This is a genomic window from Latilactobacillus fuchuensis (assembly GCF_900258455.1).
Taxonomy (GTDB): Bacteria; Bacillota; Bacilli; order Lactobacillales; family Lactobacillaceae; genus Latilactobacillus; species Latilactobacillus fuchuensis.
In genome coordinates, this window is sequence record NZ_LT984417.1 from 66406 (window position 1) to 89170 (window position 22765).

The window sequence follows — 22765 nt, forward strand, 5'->3', positions numbered from 1 at the left end:
TCAGTGGACTAGAAATGAGGACTACCAATTTGATTAAAAATCAACATCTATTTCAAAAGTTAATCGTCGTGTTTGCCATATTGGGTTTATTGGTGAACGTTTTTAGTGTGCCAATCGCTGCGTTTGCAACGGACACGACACCAGCGACGAGTGGTATCGATAATATGCATTACCAAGCGGTCGATAAGAAAGGCCAATCGGTGCCGAATGCGACGGTTCAGATTGTCGCATTATCCGGTCAAAGAGTGAAGTACAATTTAACCGCTGACGATCAAGGAAATTTTACGACCGCATATGATGTGACTGCTAAACAACCGGCAACCCATATTAACCCGGGACGGTATCAATTAACCGCCGACACATCGCCGACTGGTTACCAATTAGAACTTAGTGCGCAAATCATTGAGGTTGCCGAAAATGATCTCAACAGCGGTCAAGTGACGTATGTTGATACCAATCCGACCGGCAAGTTAACCTTAACGGCGACCGATCAGGCTAAGCAACCGCTGGCGGATATTTTGATGACGGCCACTAATCAAACAACTAACAAAAGTTATCAATTACCGGTCACCGGTGTTGATGGCCAAACAACGATGGCGTTACCAGTTGGACAATATCAAATTCAGGTTAATACTGCGCAAGGCTATCAATTGAAAACCACGATGCAAACCATGGCCGTGACTGAAGAAACACCGGTTAGTCAGGCTATTCAGTTTGAACAACAAGTGGGGGCTATTCAAACAACCTTAAAAGATCAGAGCACTCAAAAACCAATTGCAGGTGCTCAGTTTGAAGCAATTGCATTGCAAAATGACCAACAAACGGTCACGGGGACGACAGACGAAAATGGCCAAGTTAGTTGGTCAAACTTGCCGATTGGCGAGTACCAAATCCAGCCCGCGGGTCAAATCGCAGGTTATTCAGCGACCGTTCCGGCCAGTCAAAAGGTGACAGTGACGGCGCAAAAAACGACTGAAAATCTTTTTCTAGCTTATGAACAGACCAGTGGCTTGCACTTATCGAGTATTTCAGCGAGCGGGCAACCTATTCCGAATGTTGACTACCGCATTGAAGCGACTGACGGTAGCACGAGTCAGGATGTCAAAACGGATGCCAATGGGCAAGCAACGGTCAATGATCTTCGCATTGGACGTTATCGGGTGACTGAAAAGAGTGTGCCGGCGGGTTATCAATTAACCAGTCAAACGCAACATGTGACGTTAACGGATCAGACAACGCAAACGGTCACGTTTAAACACCGAGTCGTTAAAACGGATACGCGCCACAAATGCGTTTTACAAGCGACGGATTACCAAGGAAAAGCGTTAAGTGGTGTTCAATTTAAAGTTGAGTTAATCGATTCGGTTGAATCAGTTGTTAAAAATGTGACGACCGGTGCGAATGGCGCCGTAACCTTAGCGAACTTACCGGTGGGGCAATATCGGATTACACAAGTAGCCGCACCAGAGGGGTACCAAGTAGCCCCAACGGCGCGAACGGTCACGATCGATAATCAAAGTGTCAACGAGTTTACGCAACGCTTGAAACGGGCTGTTGGACCGGTCACGTTTAAAGTGGTTGATCAAACAACGCGTCATCCGTTAGCCGGTGCGCGCGTTAAAATTAAAACGGTAGTTGCTAGCGGTACTGGTCAGACGACGTTCTTGTCAGGTAAGACTGATAGTAATGGTTTAGTGACCGTTAATCGCGTGCCCGTTGGTAAACTGACGTATCAACAAGTGACGACCGCGGAAAATTACGTGGTGGATAGCCAGATTCATGGCGCAACGCTCGGAACTGAGGGTCAACAGTTTATTTTGACCAATCAAGCGGTACAACCAGTGACAACCGGCCAGATTACGGTCAATAAAACCGATATGCAAGGTTTTAGCCTCGATCAGGCCCAGTTTAAGCTCACTAACCTAACCGACGGCACAACGCAAGTTCAGACAACACAAGCGGGTCAAGTCCGCTTTACCGGACTAGCTGCCGGTCAATATCAGATTCAAGAAACCAAGGCGCCGGCTGGCTATCAATTAGCGACCGAGACGAAAACCGTGACGGTAGATCCACGACAACGGCAAAATCATGTGGTGAATTTCGCGGATCAACGGACAACCGTTGCACCTACGAATCCATTGACGATTCAGACGACCAATACTGATGGGCAATCAGTGGCGGGAGCCGTTTTTAAAGTCACCACCAATCAAGCGGATGACCAAGGTCAAGATACTTGGGTATTAACGGCTGATCAAAATGGTTTAATTGTCCTACCAAACGCGGTCACCGGTCAATATCGAATTACCGAAATTAAAGCCCCTAAAGGCTACCAATTGAACGCAACCGTCTACCGGTTGCATGTGACGACTTATGGCTATAATCAATTGTCAATCAGCCACGAATCAACGATTGTGCCCCACGACTTGCGGATTGTGAAAACTGATTTGCAAGAACAACGATTGGCGGGCGCAACGTTTATGGTTGAATCTGTGCAGACTGGTCAAACTCAAAAAGTGACGACGAATCAACATGGGATTGCAACCGCCGCTAATTTAGCTACCGGCCAATATCGCGTGCAAGAAGTGGTGGCCCCAACGGGTTATCGATTAGATGCAACCAGCCATCAAATCACGATTAATGGCAAAATGGATCAACAGTTACGCATTCAAGATACGCCCGAAGCCGGTCAGTTGACGGTGATCAATACGAATCAAGCGGGTGACCGCTTAACGGGTGCTCAATTTGACCTTAAAGATCAATTAGGTCAGTTTATTGGGAATTACAAAACGGATGCGGAGGGTCAATTAAAGGTCGCAGAATTAACGCCAGGAACGTATACGGTTCAAGAAACGCAAGTGGCAGACGGCTATCAATTGAATGCGAAGACTTTTAAAATCACCGTAACAGACCAGACAACGACCAAATTGAACGTCATCGATCAGAAACAAGCAACGACGACCGAAACCGGTATTTTAGTGTTGAGCAATAGTGATGCTAAACTCAAAACAGCCTTAGTTGGCGCGACTTTTAGAATTGAAACGGCGACCGGTCAAACGGTTAAAAAACAAGTCGTGATTGATCAAAATGGCCAGGCGGTGATGCCTAAGTTAGTAGCTGGTCAATATCGTTTGATTCAAACAACGGCCGCGACGGCTTATCAAATTGCCCCAACGCAAACGTTTGAAATCACGGCGAATCAAATGACGAAAGTCACAGTGACTAACGAGCAACGGCCGGGTTCAGTGATTGTCAACCAAGTGGACGGCAATACGAATCAACCGTTAGCGGGTGCTAAATTTGAATTGCAAGATCGACTCGGCAACGTGTTAATCACGAATTTAAAGAGTGACAGTCGGGGGCAAGTAATTATGAGTTATTTGACGCCGGCCGTTTATCAATTAGTAGAAGTCACGGCACCTGAAGGTTATGGCTTAATTGAAAAGCCGGTTGTTTTCAGAATTACCGGCAGTGACGTCCGGTTAAAATAATTTTTTCGCGCTTTTTATTCAAACTTAAAAAAGCCCGCGTTTTAAGCCCCATTGAATATTATAGAATTAGGTTATTCAAGAACGACAACTAATTCTAAAAGTGGGGCTAACAAAATGGCAATCTATTATCTCGAAAAAAAACCAGCAGTCAATGAAATCGTCGATAGTGTACGAGCAAGTGTTGCTAGTTTACAATATTTTGAAAAAATGGATGCCATTTGTGATCAAATCGGCTTCAGTTTAGACGATGCGATTGTCTTACAACGAATTAAAGAAATGGCCGCTGGTCGGTATGTCGAATTAACGACCGTCGAAGCAGCTGGTTATTCAATTGAACAAATCATGACGTTTAAAAAAGCCGGATTATTGATGGGGATGCGTGATACAGAACACGCTAAGGATTACATTATGTTGACGCCCAAAACAATCAACGGCTTACAGGCCATTGCTGCAACGTACGACAATGACGTTGTCTCCGTGCCTAAGGTCAATATTGCTGACGTTGAAGAAATGATGGCTGCTGCTAGTAAAGTATTCCAAAAATATCAATAAATAGCTATTAGCGCTAATAAAAACGACGCAACTTTCAATTGAAAGTTGCGTCGTTTTTTGATTGTTTAGTCAGTGGTCATCGTATATTTTTGAACGGGTCCCAGTAAATCAGGATTGATTTGGGCTTTAATATGGGTGCCGTCCTCTTCATAACTTTGTTCAAGAATGTTGACGTGATCGCTTAAATAAGTCACTGCTTGGCCTTCTGTATACGGAATCAGAAAATCGATGATCGGGTATTGACCAAATAGTTGTTTATCGATTAAGTCAATCAAAGCATCAATAGAGACTTCATCACGGGCCGAGAACACCAATTGCGTGCCGTCGATTTCAGGATAACGCGTATCTGGTTTTAAATCCGCTTTATTGTAAGCTTCAATCATCGGAATATCCTTAATTCCTAATGATTCTAACGTTTCTTGCGTCGTTTGCATCATGTTCAAGTAATTTGGATCAGAATAATCGACCACGTGGATTAATAAGTCGGCCCCAGCTGCTTCCGCTAAGGTGGCTTTGAAGGCTTGGACTAAATGATGCGGTAATTTGCTGACGAAACCAACGGTATCACTCAACAGGAACTTTTGTTGGTTAGGTAAGGTGATTTCGCGGACACTCGTATCGAGGGTCGCAAATAACATATTTTTTTCAAAGACTTGTTTTTCAGGTGTATCAGGGCTTAGACGTTGTAAAATCCGGTTCATCGTTGTTGATTTACCGGCATTCGTATAACCAACGAGGGCTACAACTGGGACGGGATTTTTATCACGTTGTTGGCGTTGTGTCGCTTGTTGTTGGTCAATTTTGGCGAGTTCACCCTTGAGCTTGGTAATCCGTTTGTCGATTAAACGACGGTCCAATTCAAGTTGGGTTTCACCGGTCCCACGGTTAGTGCCACCGCCGCCACCATTTTGTTGATCGAGTTTGTTGTCAGAAGGGTGCAAACGAGGTAATTGATATTTTGCCTCAGCAATCGCGACTTGCAATTGGGCTTCTTTGGTTTGCGCACGGTTGGCGAAGATTTCTAGAATCAGTTGCGTGCGATCGAGGATGCTGATGCCGAGTTCTTTTTCGAGGTTCCGAATTTGGGAAGGGGAGAGTTCGTCGTTGATGAGAATAATATCGACATCATCCGCGATGGCTTGTTCTTTAATTTCTTGAACCTTACCCTTGCCAAAATAAGTGGCATGGTTGGCTTGATCGACGTTTTGGCGAACTTCACCAACGACGTTCAGGTTGTTGGCTTTCGCTAATTCACCAAGTTCAATCATGGTGTAATCGAAATTGTCTTGGCGTTTACTAACGCCGGTCACTAATACTCTTTTAGGTTGTGGTGTTGTGTCTTTCATATATAACTCCTTTAAGGTTGACTTGACCGAATGGGCCACGACTGCAAATCCGTGCTGATTGATAAATAAAGGTATTAAAAAAGAAGCTGTTTGGGCAGCTTCTTACGATTGATAATCGAATTTAAAAAGCGGATGTCAACAGAAGCGACCACGAGTGGGTCAAACGTTTATTTAGTTGTCAGTGTTAAACGTAGTTGAATTGACATGTCGTTGACGCTCCTTTGTTAATTGGCGAATGGTCAGCCATTTATCCATTAAGTGTACCATGAAACGGTTTAAAAGACTAATTAGGTGCCGAAAACGAGATAGAAAAAGCAGTATTAGAAGGCTCAGTATTCTGATATTAAACAAATAGGTTTCGTTGACGCGTGACAAAACTGATCAATTTCCGTTCAAATCAAAAAAACGACTATCCTTAGTACGGATAATCGTTTTTTCAACTTGGTACTCAATTGATAACCAAGTTCTGTCACAGTTTATTCTGCGTCGTACGCTTTTTGGAAGAGTGCGACGATTTGTTCTTTAGTCGCTTTGCGTGGATTGGAGAAGGCGTTGCCGTCTTTCAAGGCGTTTTCAGCCATCAATTCGAAGTCTTCAGGTTTAGCACCGATGGCTTTAATGCTGGTTGGAATACCAACATCAGTCGCCATTTGACGCATCGCTTTAATCGAGAGTTCAGCGGCATCGCGGGTTGATAGGCCTGAAATATTTTCACCCATCGCTTCAGCCAATTCGGCAAACCGATCAGGACATGCAACGATGTTGAATTCTTCGACGATTGGTAAGAGAAGGGCACAGCAGACACCGTGCGGCGCGTCGTATTGGCCACCGAGTTGATGGGCCATCGCGTGGACGTAACCGAGGTCGGCGTTATTAAAGGCCATTCCGGCTAACATCTCGGCTTCACACATCTTAGTCCGAGCATCGATGTTGTGACCGTTGGCGACGGCTTCGCGCAAGCTCGTTTCAATCAGCTTAATTGCTTGTAAACATTGACCATCCGTAATCGCATTGCGGTTAGTTGAGACGTAAGGTTCGATAGCTTGAACGAAAGCGTCCATCCCAGTAGCGGCCGTTAATTTAGCGGGAACGTCTAACATCAACATCGGATCATTGAATGACACGAGCGGGATATTGCGCCATGAAACAACGACGAATTTCAAATGAGTTTCTTCGTTAGTAATCACACAGTGGCGGGTTAATTCAGAACCCGTACCAGCTGTGGTGTTAACGGCTAACAATGGTGGCAAGGCGTTTTCGAGGGTTTCAATGCCGGCCAATTGGGTGATGTCATCACCGTTGGTTAATAAAATCCCGATCCCTTTACCACAATCATGGGCTGAACCACCGCCGACAGTGATAATCCCGTCACAGTTAGCGGCTAGATAAGCGGCTTTACCAGCTTTGATGTTGCGCACTTTCGGATTGGGTTCCACGCCGTTAAAAATCGCGTAATCAATCCCAGCTTGGTCTAATGAAGCTAAGGTTTGCGCAACAGGGCCGTTTGGAACGGATTCCAAGAAAGTATCCGTGACCACCAACGGTTTCTTAATAGTGAGCATTTTAGTCCGATCACCGATTTTTTCGATGACTCCGGGGCCAAAAAAGTTAACGCTAGGCATTAAAAAGTCAAAATTAGTTTTCATGATAAGCACAACTTCCTTTTCTATGTGAATTATTATACAACTGTATCATAACGCTTACAGGTCTAAAAATCAGCGGACAATTAAAATTAACTGTCCGCTGAAACCCAATTAGGTAAGTTATCGCGATTGTGCTAAAATGAAAGCGTTACATAAAAAGGCATAAGTTTGAAAATAAGTGGGGATTATAGCACATGAAAAATTTAGCATTAATTGATGTCGGTGGCACGACCATTAAGTACGGTTTATGGGATGGCGCCAACCAAGAATTGACCAAAAAGGGTCAAATACCGACGCCTAAATCGTTAAACGCCTACTATACCGCGTTGACTGAGATTGTCACGGCTTTTAAAACCAGTGATCAAGTGGTCGGCGTTGCGATGAGTACGCCCGGCGCGGTCAATAAGGCCACTGGGATGATTGAAGGTTCGAGCGCGTTACCTTACATTCATTATTTTGATATTCAAAGTGAGTTTGAAACGCGTTTTGGCTTACCAGTGGTGATGGAAAACGATGCGAATTGTGCCGCATTAGCCGAAATCGGCAACGGCGCTGCGCAAGGCTTGGCCAACGTTTTATTACTCGTGTTAGGCACCGGCGTTGGTGGGGCGGTCGTCCAAAATGGCCAAGTCCAACACGGCGCACATCTACTCGGTGGCGAGTTTGGGTATATGTTAACGGCTGATGGGTCAATTTTGAGTAACGTCGGGACTGCAGTCCGAATGGCGGAACGGTATAATCAACAAGCTCAGACGGATTATACTGGACAAGAAGTGTTTGCGTTGGCCCAACAAGGGGATGCTTTAGCGCAAAAAGAAGCCCAAGTCATGTATGATAGTTTGGCGCAAGCCATCTATAATTTACAATACAGTTTTGATCCCGAAGCGATTATTATCGGTGGTGGGGTGTCGCAGGCTGACTTCTTAATTCCCGCCTTAGAAAAAGCAATCCAAAAAATTCTCAATCAGGTTGAAATTGCAGCGGTGACGCCGAAGTTAGTGACGTGTCAGTACCATAACGATGCTAATTTAATTGGGGCGATGGTTGATTTCAAACAAACCTATCCAGACTTAATTTAAATAAAAAACTTTATCCGACACTTGTTTTAGTTTAAAATACTAGGACAAGTGTTTTTTTATTTTGGATAGAAAGTAGTGATTGTGATTAAAAAGCAACCGACATTAAATCGATCGATTGGTTTCACCGCCGCCTTATCCACTGTGATGGGCACCGTGATTGGCGCGGGGGTCTTCTTCAAAGCAGCGCCGGTCGCTGAAGTGACTGGTGCCACCGGTTTAAGCCTTTTAGCCTGGTTAATCGGGGGTTTAATTACCATTTGTGCCGGTTTAACCGTTGCTGAATTAGCGGCGGCGATTCCGGAAACCGGTGGGATGATGCGCTACATTGAACGGGCCTATGGCAGTGTCGCGGCCTTCTTACTAGGTTGGGCCGAAACGGTTGTTTATTTCCCAGCGAGCATCGCGGCGCTGGCGATTATTTTTGCAACGCAATGTTTGAATTTATTTGGGTGGTCAGCACAATGGCAGATTCCAATTGCGATTATCGTTGCCACCAGTTTAACGCTCTTGAATTTCTTGGGTGGTCGTGTCGGCGGCGCTTTTCAAGCGTTCACGATGGTTTTTAAATTGATTCCATTAGCCGTGATTATCATCTGGGGACTTTTACACACTCAGGCTGGCGCACCTCAAGTCTCGTTATTTAGCGTGACACCACACGGTCAGTCAAACAACGTTTTAGCCGCACTCGGCAACGGCGTGCTCGCCACGTTGTTTGCGTATGATGGTTGGATCCATGTCGGCAATATCGCCGGCGAATTACGCCAGCCAGAACGCGATTTACCCAAAGCGATTCTACTCGGACTATCGGGGACGATGGTCGTTTACCTACTGATTAACGCGGTCTTCTTGTTAGTGCTGCCCCTCGGTCAAATTGCGGGGAACGGTAACGCGGCCGCCGATGTCGCGCAAGCTTTGTTTGGCCCGTTCGGCGGTAAAATCGTCACAATCGGGATTCTAATTTCGGTTTACGGGGCGATTAACGGTTACACGATGACCGGTATGCGGATTCCGTACGCGATGGCGCTCGACCAACGCTTACCGTTCAGTCGCCAACTCAAAAAACTATCGCGGACCGGGGTCCCCTTTATCTGTGGCCTGATTCAATTAGTGATTGCGATTGGGATGATTTTCGTCGGGGGCTTTAACACCTTGACCGACATGTTAATTTTTGTGATTTGGATTTTTTACGTGCTAACCTTTGTGGCGGTCATTATTTTACGCCATCGCGAACCGACGATGCCGCGGCCCTATCGGACGATTTTGTACCCGATTGTGCCGTTGATTGCCATTTTGGGCGGTATCTACATTGTGATCAACACGTTGATGACCCAAACGGTGTTAGCGTTGATTGGCTTAGGAATCACGTTGGCGGGCTTGCCGATTTACTATTATTTAGAGCGAAAATACCATTAGTGTGAAAATGAGCAATAGTGAGCAGTCATACATCAATTTAAAAATTGGTGTATGACTGTTTTTGTTTATTTAAAATTGAAGGTGACTGGGGTTGTCAACTTAAATCGTGATTTGCATAAAAAAGGCTATTAATGAATCTCGATTGGTATAAATGCTATAATTGTCATTAAGTTTTAATAATGGGTAGAGGGGTTAAACAGATGGCAACCTTAATGGATGTCGCTAAACTAGCGAATGTTTCGAAAATGACCGTTTCACGAGTGATTAATCATCCTGAACAAGTGACGGATGAACTCAAGCAGCTCGTGTATCAAGCGATGAACGAACTCGATTATCGGCCGAATATTATTGCTAAGGCACTCGTCAGCAATAGTACCCGGATTATTAAGTTATGTATTTTAGAAGATATCGATGTGACGGAACCTTATTACATGAATTTAATGGTTGGGGTTGCCAAAGCGTTGGATGCTCACCAGTACTCCTTACAACTTGTGACGCGCCGCAATATCGATATCGGGAATTGTGATGGTTACATCATCACTGGTTTGCGCCAACCAGATGTCGAATGGATTCAGAAGTTGACGAAACCGTTCGTTGTTTTTGGTGAGAACCGTTACGGTTTTGATTACGTCGACACCAATAATAAAAAAGGCATCCAGTTGATTGCGCAATTGGCGTTAGCCAAAGGGTACCAACACCTTGTCTATATTGGGATGAATAGCCAAGAATCGTTCGAGAAGTCGCGTGAAGCGGGTTATTTGCAACAGATGCAAGACAGTAAGTTGATTCCAGAAATGTATCATTTTAAAAATCATAGTCGGTTAACTGAAGTTTTTGTGGACGAACACTGGGCCCAATTCAACCGGAATACCGTTTTTGTGTGCGCGACAGATCGTTTAGCGATTGGTGTCGAGCGGGCCATTACCAAACGCGGTGGCAATATTCCACTAGATTACGGCATTACCGGTTTTGATGGTGTCTTTTTGAATCAAGTGGCCTCGCCTAAGATTACCACGATTAAACAGGCCGTCATCGAAATGGGCAGTGCTTGTGGCGAGAAAGTCTTGGAAAAGATTAGCCAAAAGGGCAGCCAAGGCTCGTTAATTTTTGAACCGCAGATTGAAATTGGTGGGACATTGCGCGTTTAAAAGAATGGCGATTAGTTAAACGGCGATACTAATTTAACGAGTAGACAGCGTAAAAAGCTGTTATCGGTAACAAATTGAAAACGATTGCAACGAGCCGATAAATGTTTAATACTGAAACTGTACTAGAAAACAAAACGATTAAAGTTCTAGGAGGAGTTCAAGATGAAGAATAGTTGGAAACGAGTTTGGCTCGGCGGTCTCGTGTTAGGAATATCGGCTGTTACTTTAGCAGGGTGTGGTAATAAGAGTAGTGATCAATCGACTAGTTCGGAAGCAAGTAGCTCGAAAGTGAAGGGCGACGTTAAGTTATGGGTTGATACTGACCATATTGCGGCGATTAAAGGGCAAGTGGCCAAATTCGAAAAAGCGAACCCTGATGTGAATGTCAAAGTTAAAGCGGGTTCTTCTGCGGATGCTTTGAAAGATGTTTCTAAAGATCCCGACAAAGCAGCGGATGTCTTTATGATGCCGCATGATCAAATTGGCCAAATGGCTGAAGCGGGTCTACTCTATCCAATTGGTAAGAAACAAGTTACAACGATTAAGAAGAACAATGTTGATTCTGCAGTTCAAGGGGTCACTTGGAAGAATAAAGTTTACGGCTATCCATACGGGATTGAATCACAAGTCCTTTACTATAATAAGAGTAAGTTATCTGCAAATGATGTTAAAACTTGGGACGGCTTAACGAAAGCCGGCAAGTTAGGAACCAATTTTGCTGAAAATGGGACTAATTACATTTTTGCACCATTGTTTATGAGTAATGGTGATGTCTTATACGGTCAAAACGGTGAAAATCTGGATGGCACTAATTTCAATAACCAAAAAGGGGTCGAAGTCCTTTCTTGGATTGCTAAACAAAAATCAAATCCAGGCGTCGTTCAAACCAACGCAGCGGCTTTAGCAAACCTTCAATCAGGCAAAATTGATGCCTTCTTATCAGGTCCTTGGTCTAAAAACGATGTTAAAAAGGCTTTAGGCGATAAGATGGGTGTGGCTGCTTACCCAACGGTCAATTTCGGTAGTGGCGACAAACAAATGAAGGCTTTCTTAGGCGTTAAGGTCTACGGCGTTAACCAACAAACGAAGTCACCATTAGCTGCAATGGCTTTGGCAGATTACCTCAGCAATGAAAAAACGCAAGAAGTTGAATTTAATAAAAACGGGGTTGTCCCATCTAATAAACAAGCACAACAAACCACTAAGGTTAAAACGGACGTGGTTGCTAAATCAGTCATGGAAATGTCAGATACGAAACATTCAGTTGTTATGCCTAAATTACCTGAAATGACAACTTTCTGGCCACCAATGGATTCATTAATTAACGATGTTTATAAAGGTAAAATCAAATCAACACAATATCAAGAAAAACTAGACAAATTTGTAACAGATAACGCTAAGAAGACCAAGTAATTTTTGCTTGAAATGAAAGAAAAGGTGCGATGATATGTTTAAAAAGGCATACAAGGAACAACATATACCATTTAGAACACTATTTAAAGACGGTGATTTTGCCACTAAATTAGCGTTTGTCGTCATGGGTGCTGCCAATTTAGCCAATCGCCAATTTGTAAAAGGGTTGCTATTTTTAGCGGCCGAAGTTGGCTTTCTTGCTTGGTTTGTGGGAAATGGAATCCACGCATTAGCAATGTTACAAACATTAGGCACTAAGAAACAAGGCTTGGTGTACAGCGCTGATTTAGGAATTGACGTGTTACAAAAGGGTGATAATTCAATGCTCCTGTTGCTATTCGGTATTTCAGCATTGTTGGTCTGCATTGTCATCATTATTTTATACATTGTTAATTTAAAAAGTGCACGGCATATCTATGAATTAAAGCAAGCTGGGGATCCAGTACCGACTTTAAAACAGGATTTAAATAGTCTAGTCAATGAACGATTCCACATGACATTGATGACCATTCCGCTATTAGGGGTATTGTTTTTTACAATCTTACCGTTACTGTATATGGTTTCAATTGCCTTTACAAACTATGATCACACGCATTTACCCCCTAAGAATTTATTCACTTGGGTCGGGTTAAAGAACTTTTCTAATGTGATTACGGGTGATATGGCTTCGACCTTCTTTCCAGTCTTAAGCTGGACGCTGATCTGGGCGATATTTGCGACAATCACTTGTTTCTTTTTTGGCATTATTTTAGCATTATTAATCAATACTAAAGGGATTCGGTTTAAGAAGATGTGGCGGACCATCTTTGTGGTCACGATCGCAGTCCCACAGTTTGTGTCATTGTTGACGATGCATAATTTATTAAACGATGCGGGTCCAATCAATGCGATTTTAAAGAACATGGGATTAATTACGCAGTCGATTCCGTTTTTAACCGATCCCACCTTAGCCAAAATATCGATTATCATGGTGAATATGTGGATTGGGATTCCGACGACGATGTTGATTTCAACTGGGATTATTCAAAATCTCGATCAGGAACAAATTGAAGCAGCCAGAATCGATGGGGCTAATAAATTCCAAATTTTTAGAGCCATTACGTTCCCGCAAATTCTATTTGTGATGATGCCCGCGTTAATTCAACAATTTATTGGGAACATCAATAACTTCAACGTCATTTACCTCTTAACGGGTGGTGGCCCATCAAATTCAAATTATTACGGTGCGGGTTCAACCGATCTATTGGTCACTTGGCTCTATAATTTGACGGTCAATACGATGGATTATAATTTAGCATCCGTCATCGGGATTTTGATCTTTATCTTATCAGCAGTCTTTAGTTTATGGGCTTACACCCGGACTAATTCTTATAAGGAGGCGTAAAAAATGGCAGCGCAAATGAAATCAAAAAATTATCGAGCAAAACAGAGAAATACGCGTTACCTGATTTACGCCATCCTAATTATCATGGCTGTGATTTGGTTATTCCCAATTGTCTGGATTGTTTTAACCAGTTTTAGAAAAGAAGGCGGCGCTTTTGTGCCGTACATCATGCCTAAAAGTTTCACGCTGTCGAATTATACAAAATTAATCGCTGATGCGACGGGGAGTTATCCGTTTGTCCGCTGGTTCTTAAATACGTTGTTTGTCGCAATTTGTAGTTGTATCTTATCAACATTCATCACGATTGCAATGGCGTATTCATTATCGCGACTACGGTTTAAACTCAGAAGACCCTTTTTAAAAGTTGCATTAGTATTGAATATGTTCCCCGGTTTCATGAGTATGATTGCCGTTTATTATATTTTGAAGGCACTCGATTTAACGCAAAGTCTATTTGCTTTAATTCTAATCTACTCAGCAGGTGCAGCGTTAGGCTTTTACGTCGCTAAGGGGTTCTTCGATACGATTCCAATGGCGTTAGATGAATCAGCGATGATTGATGGGGCCAATAAGTGGGAAATCTTTACGAAGATTACGATTCCCTTATCAAAACCAATCATTGTTTATACCGCTTTGATGGCCTTTATGGGGCCTTGGATGGATTTCATTTTTGCCAAGGTCATCATGGGCGATGACGTCAAGAACTATACGGTGGCCATCGGACTATATTCGATGATGAATAAAACCACCGCGAACTCCTTGTTCATGTCATTTACAGCGGGGTGTGTCCTGATTGCGATTCCAATTACGTTATTATTTATCTACATGCAGAAATATTATGTAGAAGGGATTACATCGGGTTCGGTTAAATAGTCAGAACAGTAATCTAAATAGAAAGGCTGTACAAACAATCAACTCGGTAAAACTTGAATTGGTTTGCTGTACAGCTTTTTTAATTGAAAAATTTAAAACAAGGATGGTCATTTTAATGAATACAGCAGCAATTTATCATCGCCCGGATAGTGAATTTGCTTATCTCTATCAGGCCGGTGTCATGCATCTACGGTTACGAACAGCCCATGCGGATATTGCCAAAGTCAGCTTATTGGCCGGTGATCCCTATTTAATGGACAGTGAAAAATGGGACCAAAAACCGGTGGCGATGCACCGGGGCTTATCAACGGATTTATATGATTTTTGGACGGCGGAAGTCACCACCACCCATAATCGGTTGGCGTATGGTTTCCAAATTACCGGCGTCGATGGCACCCAGATCTTCTACGGCGACCAAGGTTGTTATCCAGTAGCACAAGCTAAGAAAAGTTATTTTAAAATGCCTTATCTACACGAAATCGATCGCTTTAAGGCGCCAGAATGGGTTAAGCAAACGGTTTGGTATCAAATATTCCCAGAACGATTTGCCAATGGGGATCCCAGCAACGATCCGGAAGGCAGTTTACCCTGGTCAGCCCAATCACCTAAGGCCCAAGATTTCTATGGTGGCGACTTACAAGGGGTGCTGGACCATCTAGACGATTTAGTGGATTTAGGCATCAATGGCTTGTATTTCTGCCCGATTTTTAAGGCCCATTCAAACCATAAATACGACACAATTGATTATTTAGAAATTGATCCTAGTTTTGGCGACAAAGCGTTATTCCGTAAGTTAGTCGCTGAATGTCATCAACGCGGGATTAAGGTTATGTTGGATGCGGTGTTCAATCATTTGGGTGATCAATCACCACAATGGCAAGACGTGTTGCAAAAAGGGGCCGCTTCACAATACGCGGATTGGTTCCACATTCATGAATTTCCAGTGAGCTACCAAGCCGGTCGTAATTTTGAAGATGCGACTGATTTGACTTACGAAGTTTTCGCAACGACGCCCCACATGCCGAAATTAAATACGGCCAATCCCGAAGTACAGGATTATCTCTTAAAAGTGGCGCGTTACTGGATTGAAGAATTTGATATTGATGCGTGGCGGTTAGATGTTGCCAACGAAGTCGATCATCATTTCTGGAAAAAATTTCGCCAAGTCTGCGACGCCGCGAAGCCTGATTTTTACATTCTAGGCGAAATTTGGCATTCTTCTCAAAGCTGGTTAAATGGGGATGAATTTAGCGCCGTAATGAACTATGCCTATACGGATGCGATTCTAGACTATTTCGTTAAAAAGGAAATCCCACTCAATAAGATGGTTTCTGAACTCAATAACCAATTGATGTTATACCGGGATCAAACCAATCAAGTTCAATTTAACGTTTTAGATTCGCATGACACGGCCCGTCTGTTGACCGCAGCGCAAGGTAATCGCGATTTAATGCGCCAAGTCATGGCCTTCACGTATCTCCAACCAGGTGTGCCTTGTTTGTATTATGGTGATGAATACGGGATGACTGGGGGCAATGATCCGGATTGCCGGAAGTGTCTCGTTTGGGATGCGGATCAACAAGATTTAGAACTCTATCAGTTTGTTAAAGCTTTGATCGCTGTTCGGAAACAGTACCAACCGATTTTATCGGAAGGCCAACTGAAATGGTCGATTAAAGAGAGCGCACCAGATGTGCTAAAAATGACGAGAATTTTAGGTAACAAAAAGTTGACGGCGATTTTTAACACGGGACAAACAACGGTTAGTTTAACGCAAACCCAACCCGTTATTTTAAGTCAGCAGATAACGCTTCAAGAGCAACAAGTTCAAATGGCACCGAACGGCTTTATTCTATATTAAAGAGGAGATTGATTATGCAACAATATTGGTGGCAATCAACCGTCGTTTACCAAGTTTATCCGCGGAGTTTTAACGATACTAATCGGGATGGGATTGGTGATTTGCCGGGAATTATTGAAAAATTAGATTATTTACAGGAATTGGGGATTGGCGCAATCTGGTTATCGCCCGTTTATCAATCACCTAATGAAGATAACGGTTATGATATTTCAGATTATCAAGCAGTCATGGCCGAATTTGGTGATATGGCTGATTTAGAACGGCTGATTGCTGAAGCTAAGCAGCGCGGAATCCGGATTATCATGGATTTAGTGGTCAATCATACCTCGGATGAACACGCTTGGTTTGTCGAAGCGCGGCAATCGAAAGCTAATCCGTATCGGGATTATTATGTGTGGGCGGATCCGGCAGCCGATGGCGGTGTGCCGAATCAATTGCAATCGACTTTTTCTGGTTCAGCCTGGCAATATGACGACACTAGCCAACAATATTATTTACACTTATTTAGTCAGAAACAACCCGATTTAAACTGGCAGAATCCGCAGATGCGCCAAGCGATTTACGACATGATGAATTTCTGGATTGATAAAGGAATCGGTGGTTTTCGCTTAGACGTGATTGATTTAATCGGCAAACAACCAGCACAAGGCATTACCGGTAATGGGCCGGAATTACATCATTATTTGCAAGAGATGAATCAAGCCACTTTTGGTAATCGGGACTTATTGACGGTTGGCGAGACTTGGGGCGCGACCCCGGCCATTGCAAAACTGTATTCGGCGCCGGAACGTCACGAATTATCAATGGTTTTTCAATTCGAACACGTTGGCTTAGACGAACAACCTGGCAAATCTAAATGGGATTTACAGGCGTTACGCATTAGTGAGTTGAAACGGGTTTTTGCTAAATGGCAAACTGAATTAGGCGACCAAGGTTGGAATTCGTTATTTTGGAATAACCACGATTTACCGCGCATTATTTCGCGTTGGGGTAATGATGGTCAGTATCGTGTTAAAAGTGGTAAGATGCTTGCGATTCTATTACACATGCTTAAAGGGACACCATATATTTATCAAGGTGAAGAAATTGGCATGACGAATCGGGTGGTGCATGATATTAGTGAAGTTGCGGATGTCGAAAGTCGGCGGATGTATGCTGAACGTCTAGCAAACGGCTATTCGCCGGCCGATATTTTGCATTCAATTAATGTTAAAGGCCGCGATAACGCGCGGACGCCGATGCAATGGGATGCGACTGAGCAAGCCGGTTTTACAACCGGTCAACCTTGGTTAGCGGTTAATCCTAATTATGCGACGATCAACGTGGCGGCCGCTTTGGTGGATCCCGATTCACTCTTTTATACTTATCAAAAATTAATTCGGTTACGCCAAAATAATCCAATTATGGTGTGGGGCAGTTTTGAATTATTAGCGACCGCGGAGTCGGTTTTTGCGTACAAACGTCGTTATCAAAATGAAACCTGGTTAGTCGTCAATAATTTTTCAAACGAACCGCAACAGATTGATTTACCGGCCGAAAAAGTCGAAACGGTGATTATTCAAAATGACGAGACTGAACTGACTTCGTTGGCCAATTTGCAATTGACGCCTTGGCAATCCTTCGTGGTAAAGGTGGCTGAATCAGATGACAACTAAATGGTGGCAAAATGCTGTCGGGTATCAAATTTATCCGCGGAGTTTCAACGATTCTAACGGCGATGGGATTGGTGATATTTCTGGGATTATCGAAAAGTTACCGTATCTTAAATCATTGGGCATCGATTTTATCTGGATTAATCCGATTTACCAATCGCCGAATGTTGATAATGGTTACGATATTTCAGATTATCAAGCGATTCAACCCGAATTTGGGACGCTGGCGGATTTCAAAACGCTTTTGCAAGCGGCTCACGCAATTGGGATCAAAGTGATTCTAGATTTAGTCGTTAATCACACCAGTGACCAGCACCCGTGGTTTATCGAAAGTCAAAAATCCAAGGATAATCCGTATCGCGACTATTATTTATGGGCCGACGCGACCCCGGATAAAATGCCGAATAATTGGCAAAGTTTCTTTGGGGGATCAACCTGGACTTACGATGCGCAAACCAAACAGGCTTATTTCCACGTTTTCGCCAAAGAACAACCCGATTTAAATTGGCGAAATCCCGCAGTCCGCCAAGCGATTTACCAGATGATTCGGTGGTGGTTAGACCTTGGGATTGATGGTTTCCGGTTAGACGCCATCAGTCACATTCAAAAGGCGCCGTGGGATTTCAAGATTCGCGATAATCCGTGGGCGCCGTTTATGAACGTGGCCGGCATCGAAGTTTATATGGCCGAATTACGGGATTTGTTTAATGAATATCAGATTATGACCGTTGGTGAAGCCAGTGGGGTCACGAGTAAAAAGGCGGTCAGTTGGACGGATCCGGCGCAGGCCGGCTATCTGAATATGATTTTTGAGCTTGAACACAATGTCCGGCAAGCCGATACGGGCCAACCGCGCTTAGATGTATTAGGCCTTAAAAAGGTCTTGGCCCGGTGGCAGACTGATTTAGGCCAGCATGGTTGGAATGCGCTGTATGTCGAGAATCATGATAATCCACGAATTAACAGCATACTGGGCGACGAAACGGCTAAATCAGCCAAAGCGATTGCTTTGATGTATCTCGGGTTGAAAGGGACGCCGTTTATTTATCAAGGTCAGGAATTAGGCATGACCAATTTCCCGTTTACCAGTATTGAACAAGTCGATGCTGAAGAACTACGGCGGCAATATACAGCGCTAGTCAGCCAACAGGTAGCGCCCAGTGTGGCGCTTGCACAACTGACGCGTTGGAGTCGCGATCATTCGCGAACACCTATGCAGTGGACTGCAGCGGCTAATGGGGGCTTTACTACCGGGCAACCTTGGCTAGTGGTTAATCAGAACATACAAACGATTAATGCGACGGCGGCCGTTCAAAATCCGCAATCGCCTTGGCATTTCTATCAGCAATTGATTGCCATTCGCCATCAAGAAGGCGCTTTGATCGACGGTGATTTTGAACTATTGTTGAAAAATGACCCGACCGTCTTTGCGTATGTCCGCCGTGCACAGCAACAAACATGCTTAGTGCTTGTTAATTTAAGTTCACAAGCTAAAACCATCACGTTACCCCGCCGTGTCTGGCAACAGGACTGGCAATGTCGCTTGAGTAATACGACCTCTCAAACAATCACCCAACGCTTTAGACTCGCCGCTTATGATGCCTATCTATTTGAACAAAAGTGACAACGACCAAGCGGTGACTGTTGGCACGTTATCAATTGCCTATCAAGTTAAAAAAGTCGTTTATCCAGAAAACTGAGGATAGACGATTTTTTGATTTGAACGGCAATTGATGAGTTCTGTCACAGCCCCGTTTTTAATTAACGGTTCGTTATAATCTGTTATCGGTAACAAGATGAAAGCGATTGCTAAAATGGAATCGATAGCGAATAATAAAAGATATCAAGAGCAATTATTTTAAATAGTAGTCAAGTTGATTTAGCTTTTGAAATGTCCAAAGCACACTACTTCGATGTTGAAACTGGCATCACAATTATTTAAGTCAATTATGTAAATGGAGTGTATTTTAGATGAAGAGAATATTTGAAGCACAACCGTGGCAGATTGTGACACATGAATTTAAACCGGCTGATAAACGCCTCCAGGAATCGATGACGAGTCTGGGCAACGGTTATATGGGGATGCGTGGCTTTTTTGAAGAAGATTACTCGGGCGACAGCTTACCCGGTATCTATTTGGGTGGCGTTTGGTACCCCGATAAGACGCGCGTTGGTTGGTGGAAGAATGGTTATCCGGAATATTTCGGGAAAGTCATCAACGCGATTAATTTTATTAAAATGAATTTCATCATTAACGGTGAAAAACTCGATTTGGCCACTGATCGATTTGACCAATTCGAATTGAATCTCGATTTAAAGACGGCGACCTTAACCCGTTCATTCGTGGTGACTAAAGGGGCTGCTAAAGTACAATTCAAGTTCGAGCGGTTCTTAAGCGTTGCACAAAAAGAATTGTCGTTGCAACGAGTAACGTTCCAGAATTTGGGTCAGCAAACCGTTGACGTGACCGTGATTTCGGCGGTCGATAGTAACGTTCAAAATGAAGATGCGAATTACGATGAACACTTCTGGCAAGTTTTGGCGATTACGCCGGACCATTTAATCGCGCAAACTAAGGCCAATCAATTTGGCACGCCGCAATTTATGACTGGAATGCAAGTCGCCCACGTGACGACGTTAGCCCAAGTGGCTGAAACAACTACGGCGACCGAGATTCAACAGACCTTCGTGGCGCATTTGAAACCACAAGCGCAAGCCACGATTGAAAAACGGGTGGTGGTCGTGACATCACGCGATTATGCCGACCAAGCCGCGTTAACGACGGCGATGACCCAATTGATGGCTAAAGTCGCGCCACAATCGTACGCAGATTTATTGGCGGCCCACCAAGCCATCTGGGCGGAGCGTTGGGCACAATCGGATGTTCAAATCGACGGCGATGTGTTGGCGCAACAAGGGATGCGGTTTAATTTATTCGGGCTTTTCACCACCTATTATGGGGATGATGCCCGGTTAAACTTTGGTCCCAAAGGCTTCACCGGTGAAAAATACGGTGGCGCGACTTATTGGGATACCGAAGCATTCTGTGTGCCGGTTTACCTTGGTATTACGAAACCGGAAATCACGAAGAATCTATTATTGTACCGCTACAAACAATTAGATGGGGCCTTCGTCAATGCCAAGCAACAAGGTTCGAAAGGCGCGTTGTACCCAATGGTCACGTTTAACGGGATTGAATGCCACAACGAATGGGAAATCACGTTTGAAGAAATTCATCGTAATAGCGATGTTGCTTTTGCGATTTATAATTACACGCGCTATACCGGCGAGACCGATTACGTGTTGCATGAAGGTAGCGAAGTCTTAACCGAAATCGCCCGTTTCTGGGCCGACCGCGTTCATTATAGTCAACGCAAGGGTCAATACATGATTCACGGGGTGACGGGTCCGGACGAATATGAAAATAATGTCGACAATAATTGGTACACCAATTATTTAGCACGTTGGACACTTGAATATACGTTGGAAATGACGGCGCAAGTCGCCCCCGAACAAGCAGCCAAATTGGCCATTTCGGAAGCAGAACGGGCGCATTGGCAAGCAATTGTCGATCAAATGTATTTGCCTTACGATACCGAACTGGGGATTTTTGAACAACACGACGGTTTCTTGGACAAGGATTTAACGCCGGCTAGCGAAATTCCAGCGGATCAACGGCCGATTAATCAAAACTGGTCGTGGGATAAAATTTTACGGTCACCGTACATTAAACAAGGCGACGTGATTCAAGGTATTTGGAACTTTATCGATGATTTTTCAGAAGCCGAAAAGAAACGTAACTTTGATTTCTACGAACCGTTAACGGTTCACGAATCAAGTTTATCACCTGCGGTTTATTCGATTATTGCCGCTGATTTGAACTACGAAGACAAGGCCGTTGAACTTTACGAACGAACGGCCCGCCTAGATTTAGATAATTACAACAATGATACCGAAGATGGTTTGCACATCACTGCGATGACCGGTGGCTGGTTAGCGATTGTTCACGGCTTTGCTGGCATGCGGGTTCACGACGATGGCACGTTGAGTTACAAACCATTCCTACCGAAGAAATGGCAACGTTATTCGTTCCGCCAAGTTTTCCGTGGCCGGATTATTGAAATCACCGTTGATCAAAACGGGACGCAAGTGAAATTGATTGAAGGTCAACCGTTGACGATTGAACTCAACGGTCGCCAACAGTTATTAAATTAAGTAGGCTGAAAGGGGCGCAATGATGCCTAAATTTGAAACGATTAAAGGGGTTTTATTCGATTTGGACGGTGTGATCACCGACACGTCGGTTTACCATGAACAAGCGTGGCACGAACTAGCAGATCAGTTGCAGATTGACTGGCAACCGGCGTTTGCGGAACAGTTAAAAGGGGTTAGCCGTGAAGCATCTCTAGCCGTATTGTTGAACGCGACTGGTCATCCGAATGATTATTCTGCTGAACAAAAAGCGCAGTTTGCGACTGAGAAAAACGACCGCTATTTGGCCTTGTTGCAACAGTTAAGTCCGGCAGCAATCGCCCCCGGCATGACGGCATTCTTAACGGCATTAAAGGCGCAAAATTATCGAATCGGGTTAGCTTCAGCTTCTAAAAATGCGCCGTTTGTATTAGAACGGTTGGGTCTCAGCGACTATTTCCAAGCACGGGTCGATCCCGCGACGTTGCGTAAGGGCAAACCAGATCCCGAAATTTTTAGCCGTTGTGTTGCATTATTGGGGCTACAACCCGCTGAATGTCTTGGCATTGAAGACGCGCAAGCGGGGATTCAAGCGATTAACGCGTCCGGTGCAGTCTCAGTTGGGATTGGGGCCAAAGACGTGTTAGCGGCGGCTCAAATTCGTTTTGAGACGACAGCTGAATTAACGTTGGCAAATATTCGACAACAATTAAAGTAAAAAA

Annotated in this window: 15 protein-coding genes; 13 read left to right on the forward strand and 2 right to left on the reverse strand. The window is 44.0% G+C overall.

What is annotated here, in order from left to right; genetic code table 11:
* Positions 1-29: 29 nt before the first annotated feature.
* Entirely contained in the window at positions 30-3488 is a 3459-nt protein-coding gene (locus LFUMFP_RS00360; protein ID WP_025082741.1) for a SpaA isopeptide-forming pilin-related protein, read from the forward strand.
* Positions 3489-3602: 114 nt separating this feature from the next.
* Positions 3603-4040: a hypothetical protein gene (locus LFUMFP_RS00365; RefSeq protein WP_025082740.1), complete on the forward strand. Its 438-nt coding sequence runs from the start codon at positions 3603-3605 to the stop codon at positions 4038-4040.
* 65 nt (positions 4041-4105) lie between these two features.
* Here LFUMFP_RS00365 and hflX read toward each other — a convergent pair whose 3' ends face one another.
* Positions 4106-5386: a GTPase HflX gene (gene hflX / locus LFUMFP_RS00370; protein ID WP_025082739.1), complete on the reverse strand. Its 1281-nt coding sequence runs from the start codon at positions 5384-5386 to the stop codon at positions 4106-4108.
* 476 nt (positions 5387-5862) lie between these two features.
* Entirely contained in the window at positions 5863-7032 is a 1170-nt protein-coding gene (locus tag LFUMFP_RS00375; RefSeq protein ID WP_056950009.1) for an iron-containing alcohol dehydrogenase, read from the reverse strand.
* A 191-nt stretch (positions 7033-7223) separates the two neighbouring features.
* Here LFUMFP_RS00375 and LFUMFP_RS00380 point away from each other — a divergent pair, with 191 nt between their 5' ends.
* The 11 genes from LFUMFP_RS00380 to pgmB all read left to right on the forward strand — a co-directional run bounded on the left by LFUMFP_RS00380 (position 7224) and on the right by pgmB (position 22761).
* A complete protein-coding gene (locus LFUMFP_RS00380) occupies positions 7224-8108 on the forward strand; it encodes an ROK family protein (RefSeq protein WP_056950011.1) in 885 nt (294 codons plus the stop codon).
* Positions 8109-8183: 75 nt separating this feature from the next.
* On the forward strand, positions 8184-9521 hold the full coding sequence (locus tag LFUMFP_RS00385; protein ID WP_408609863.1) for an APC family permease: 1338 nt from the start codon (positions 8184-8186) through the stop codon (positions 9519-9521).
* 200 nt (positions 9522-9721) lie between these two features.
* Positions 9722-10669, forward strand: coding sequence for a LacI family DNA-binding transcriptional regulator (locus LFUMFP_RS00390; protein ID WP_106482809.1), 948 nt, complete (start codon positions 9722-9724; stop codon positions 10667-10669).
* A gap of 162 nt (positions 10670-10831) precedes the next feature.
* Positions 10832-12082 (forward strand): extracellular solute-binding protein, encoded by a 1251-nt coding sequence (locus tag LFUMFP_RS00395; protein WP_025083020.1) that lies wholly within the window; start codon positions 10832-10834, stop codon positions 12080-12082.
* Between the two features lie 34 nt (positions 12083-12116).
* The gene (locus tag LFUMFP_RS00400; RefSeq protein WP_025083019.1) at positions 12117-13466 is read left to right on the forward strand and encodes a carbohydrate ABC transporter permease; all 1350 of its coding nucleotides are present in this window, start codon (positions 12117-12119) and stop codon (positions 13464-13466) included.
* 3 nt (positions 13467-13469) lie between these two features.
* Complete coding sequence (locus tag LFUMFP_RS00405) at positions 13470-14339, forward strand: sugar ABC transporter permease (protein WP_106482810.1); 870 nt, start codon at positions 13470-13472, stop codon at positions 14337-14339.
* A gap of 115 nt (positions 14340-14454) precedes the next feature.
* Positions 14455-16200 carry a glycoside hydrolase family 13 protein gene (locus LFUMFP_RS00410; protein WP_106482811.1) on the forward strand — a complete coding sequence of 582 codons (1746 nt, stop codon included), beginning with the start codon at positions 14455-14457 and terminating at the stop codon, positions 16198-16200.
* A 14-nt stretch (positions 16201-16214) separates the two neighbouring features.
* Positions 16215-17855 carry a glycoside hydrolase family 13 protein gene (locus LFUMFP_RS00415; RefSeq protein ID WP_106482812.1) on the forward strand — a complete coding sequence of 547 codons (1641 nt, stop codon included), beginning with the start codon at positions 16215-16217 and terminating at the stop codon, positions 17853-17855.
* On the forward strand, positions 17845-19476 hold the full coding sequence (locus tag LFUMFP_RS00420; RefSeq protein WP_106482813.1) for a glycoside hydrolase family 13 protein: 1632 nt from the start codon (positions 17845-17847) through the stop codon (positions 19474-19476). The genes LFUMFP_RS00415 and LFUMFP_RS00420 overlap by 11 nt, the downstream gene beginning before the upstream one ends.
* A gap of 347 nt (positions 19477-19823) precedes the next feature.
* The gene (locus LFUMFP_RS00425; protein ID WP_106482814.1) at positions 19824-22067 is read left to right on the forward strand and encodes a glycoside hydrolase family 65 protein; all 2244 of its coding nucleotides are present in this window, start codon (positions 19824-19826) and stop codon (positions 22065-22067) included.
* 22 nt (positions 22068-22089) lie between these two features.
* Complete coding sequence (gene pgmB, locus LFUMFP_RS00430; RefSeq protein ID WP_025083016.1) at positions 22090-22761, forward strand: beta-phosphoglucomutase; 672 nt, start codon at positions 22090-22092, stop codon at positions 22759-22761.
* The last annotated feature ends 4 nt before the right edge of the window (positions 22762-22765 follow it).

What these genes read in the sequence shown, in the direction of transcription:
- hflX (WP_025082739.1), bottom strand. Translation starts at nt 5,386, where the DNA reads ATGAAAGACACAACACCACAACCTAAAAGAGTATTAGTGACCGGCGTT.
- LFUMFP_RS00420 (WP_106482813.1), top strand. Translation starts at nt 17,845, where the DNA reads ATGACAACTAAATGGTGGCAAAATGCTGTCGGGTATCAAATTTATCCG.
- LFUMFP_RS00405 (WP_106482810.1), top strand. Translation starts at nt 13,470, where the DNA reads ATGGCAGCGCAAATGAAATCAAAAAATTATCGAGCAAAACAGAGAAAT.
- LFUMFP_RS00415 (WP_106482812.1), top strand. Translation starts at nt 16,215, where the DNA reads ATGCAACAATATTGGTGGCAATCAACCGTCGTTTACCAAGTTTATCCG.
- LFUMFP_RS00410 (WP_106482811.1), top strand. Translation starts at nt 14,455, where the DNA reads ATGAATACAGCAGCAATTTATCATCGCCCGGATAGTGAATTTGCTTAT.
- LFUMFP_RS00400 (WP_025083019.1), top strand. Translation starts at nt 12,117, where the DNA reads ATGTTTAAAAAGGCATACAAGGAACAACATATACCATTTAGAACACTA.
- LFUMFP_RS00425 (WP_106482814.1), top strand. Translation starts at nt 19,824, where the DNA reads ATGAAGAGAATATTTGAAGCACAACCGTGGCAGATTGTGACACATGAA.
- LFUMFP_RS00395 (WP_025083020.1), top strand. Translation starts at nt 10,832, where the DNA reads ATGAAGAATAGTTGGAAACGAGTTTGGCTCGGCGGTCTCGTGTTAGGA.
- LFUMFP_RS00390 (WP_106482809.1), top strand. Translation starts at nt 9,722, where the DNA reads ATGGCAACCTTAATGGATGTCGCTAAACTAGCGAATGTTTCGAAAATG.
- pgmB (WP_025083016.1), top strand. Translation starts at nt 22,090, where the DNA reads ATGCCTAAATTTGAAACGATTAAAGGGGTTTTATTCGATTTGGACGGT.
- LFUMFP_RS00365 (WP_025082740.1), top strand. Translation starts at nt 3,603, where the DNA reads ATGGCAATCTATTATCTCGAAAAAAAACCAGCAGTCAATGAAATCGTC.
- LFUMFP_RS00380 (WP_056950011.1), top strand. Translation starts at nt 7,224, where the DNA reads ATGAAAAATTTAGCATTAATTGATGTCGGTGGCACGACCATTAAGTAC.
- LFUMFP_RS00375 (WP_056950009.1), bottom strand. Translation starts at nt 7,032, where the DNA reads ATGAAAACTAATTTTGACTTTTTAATGCCTAGCGTTAACTTTTTTGGC.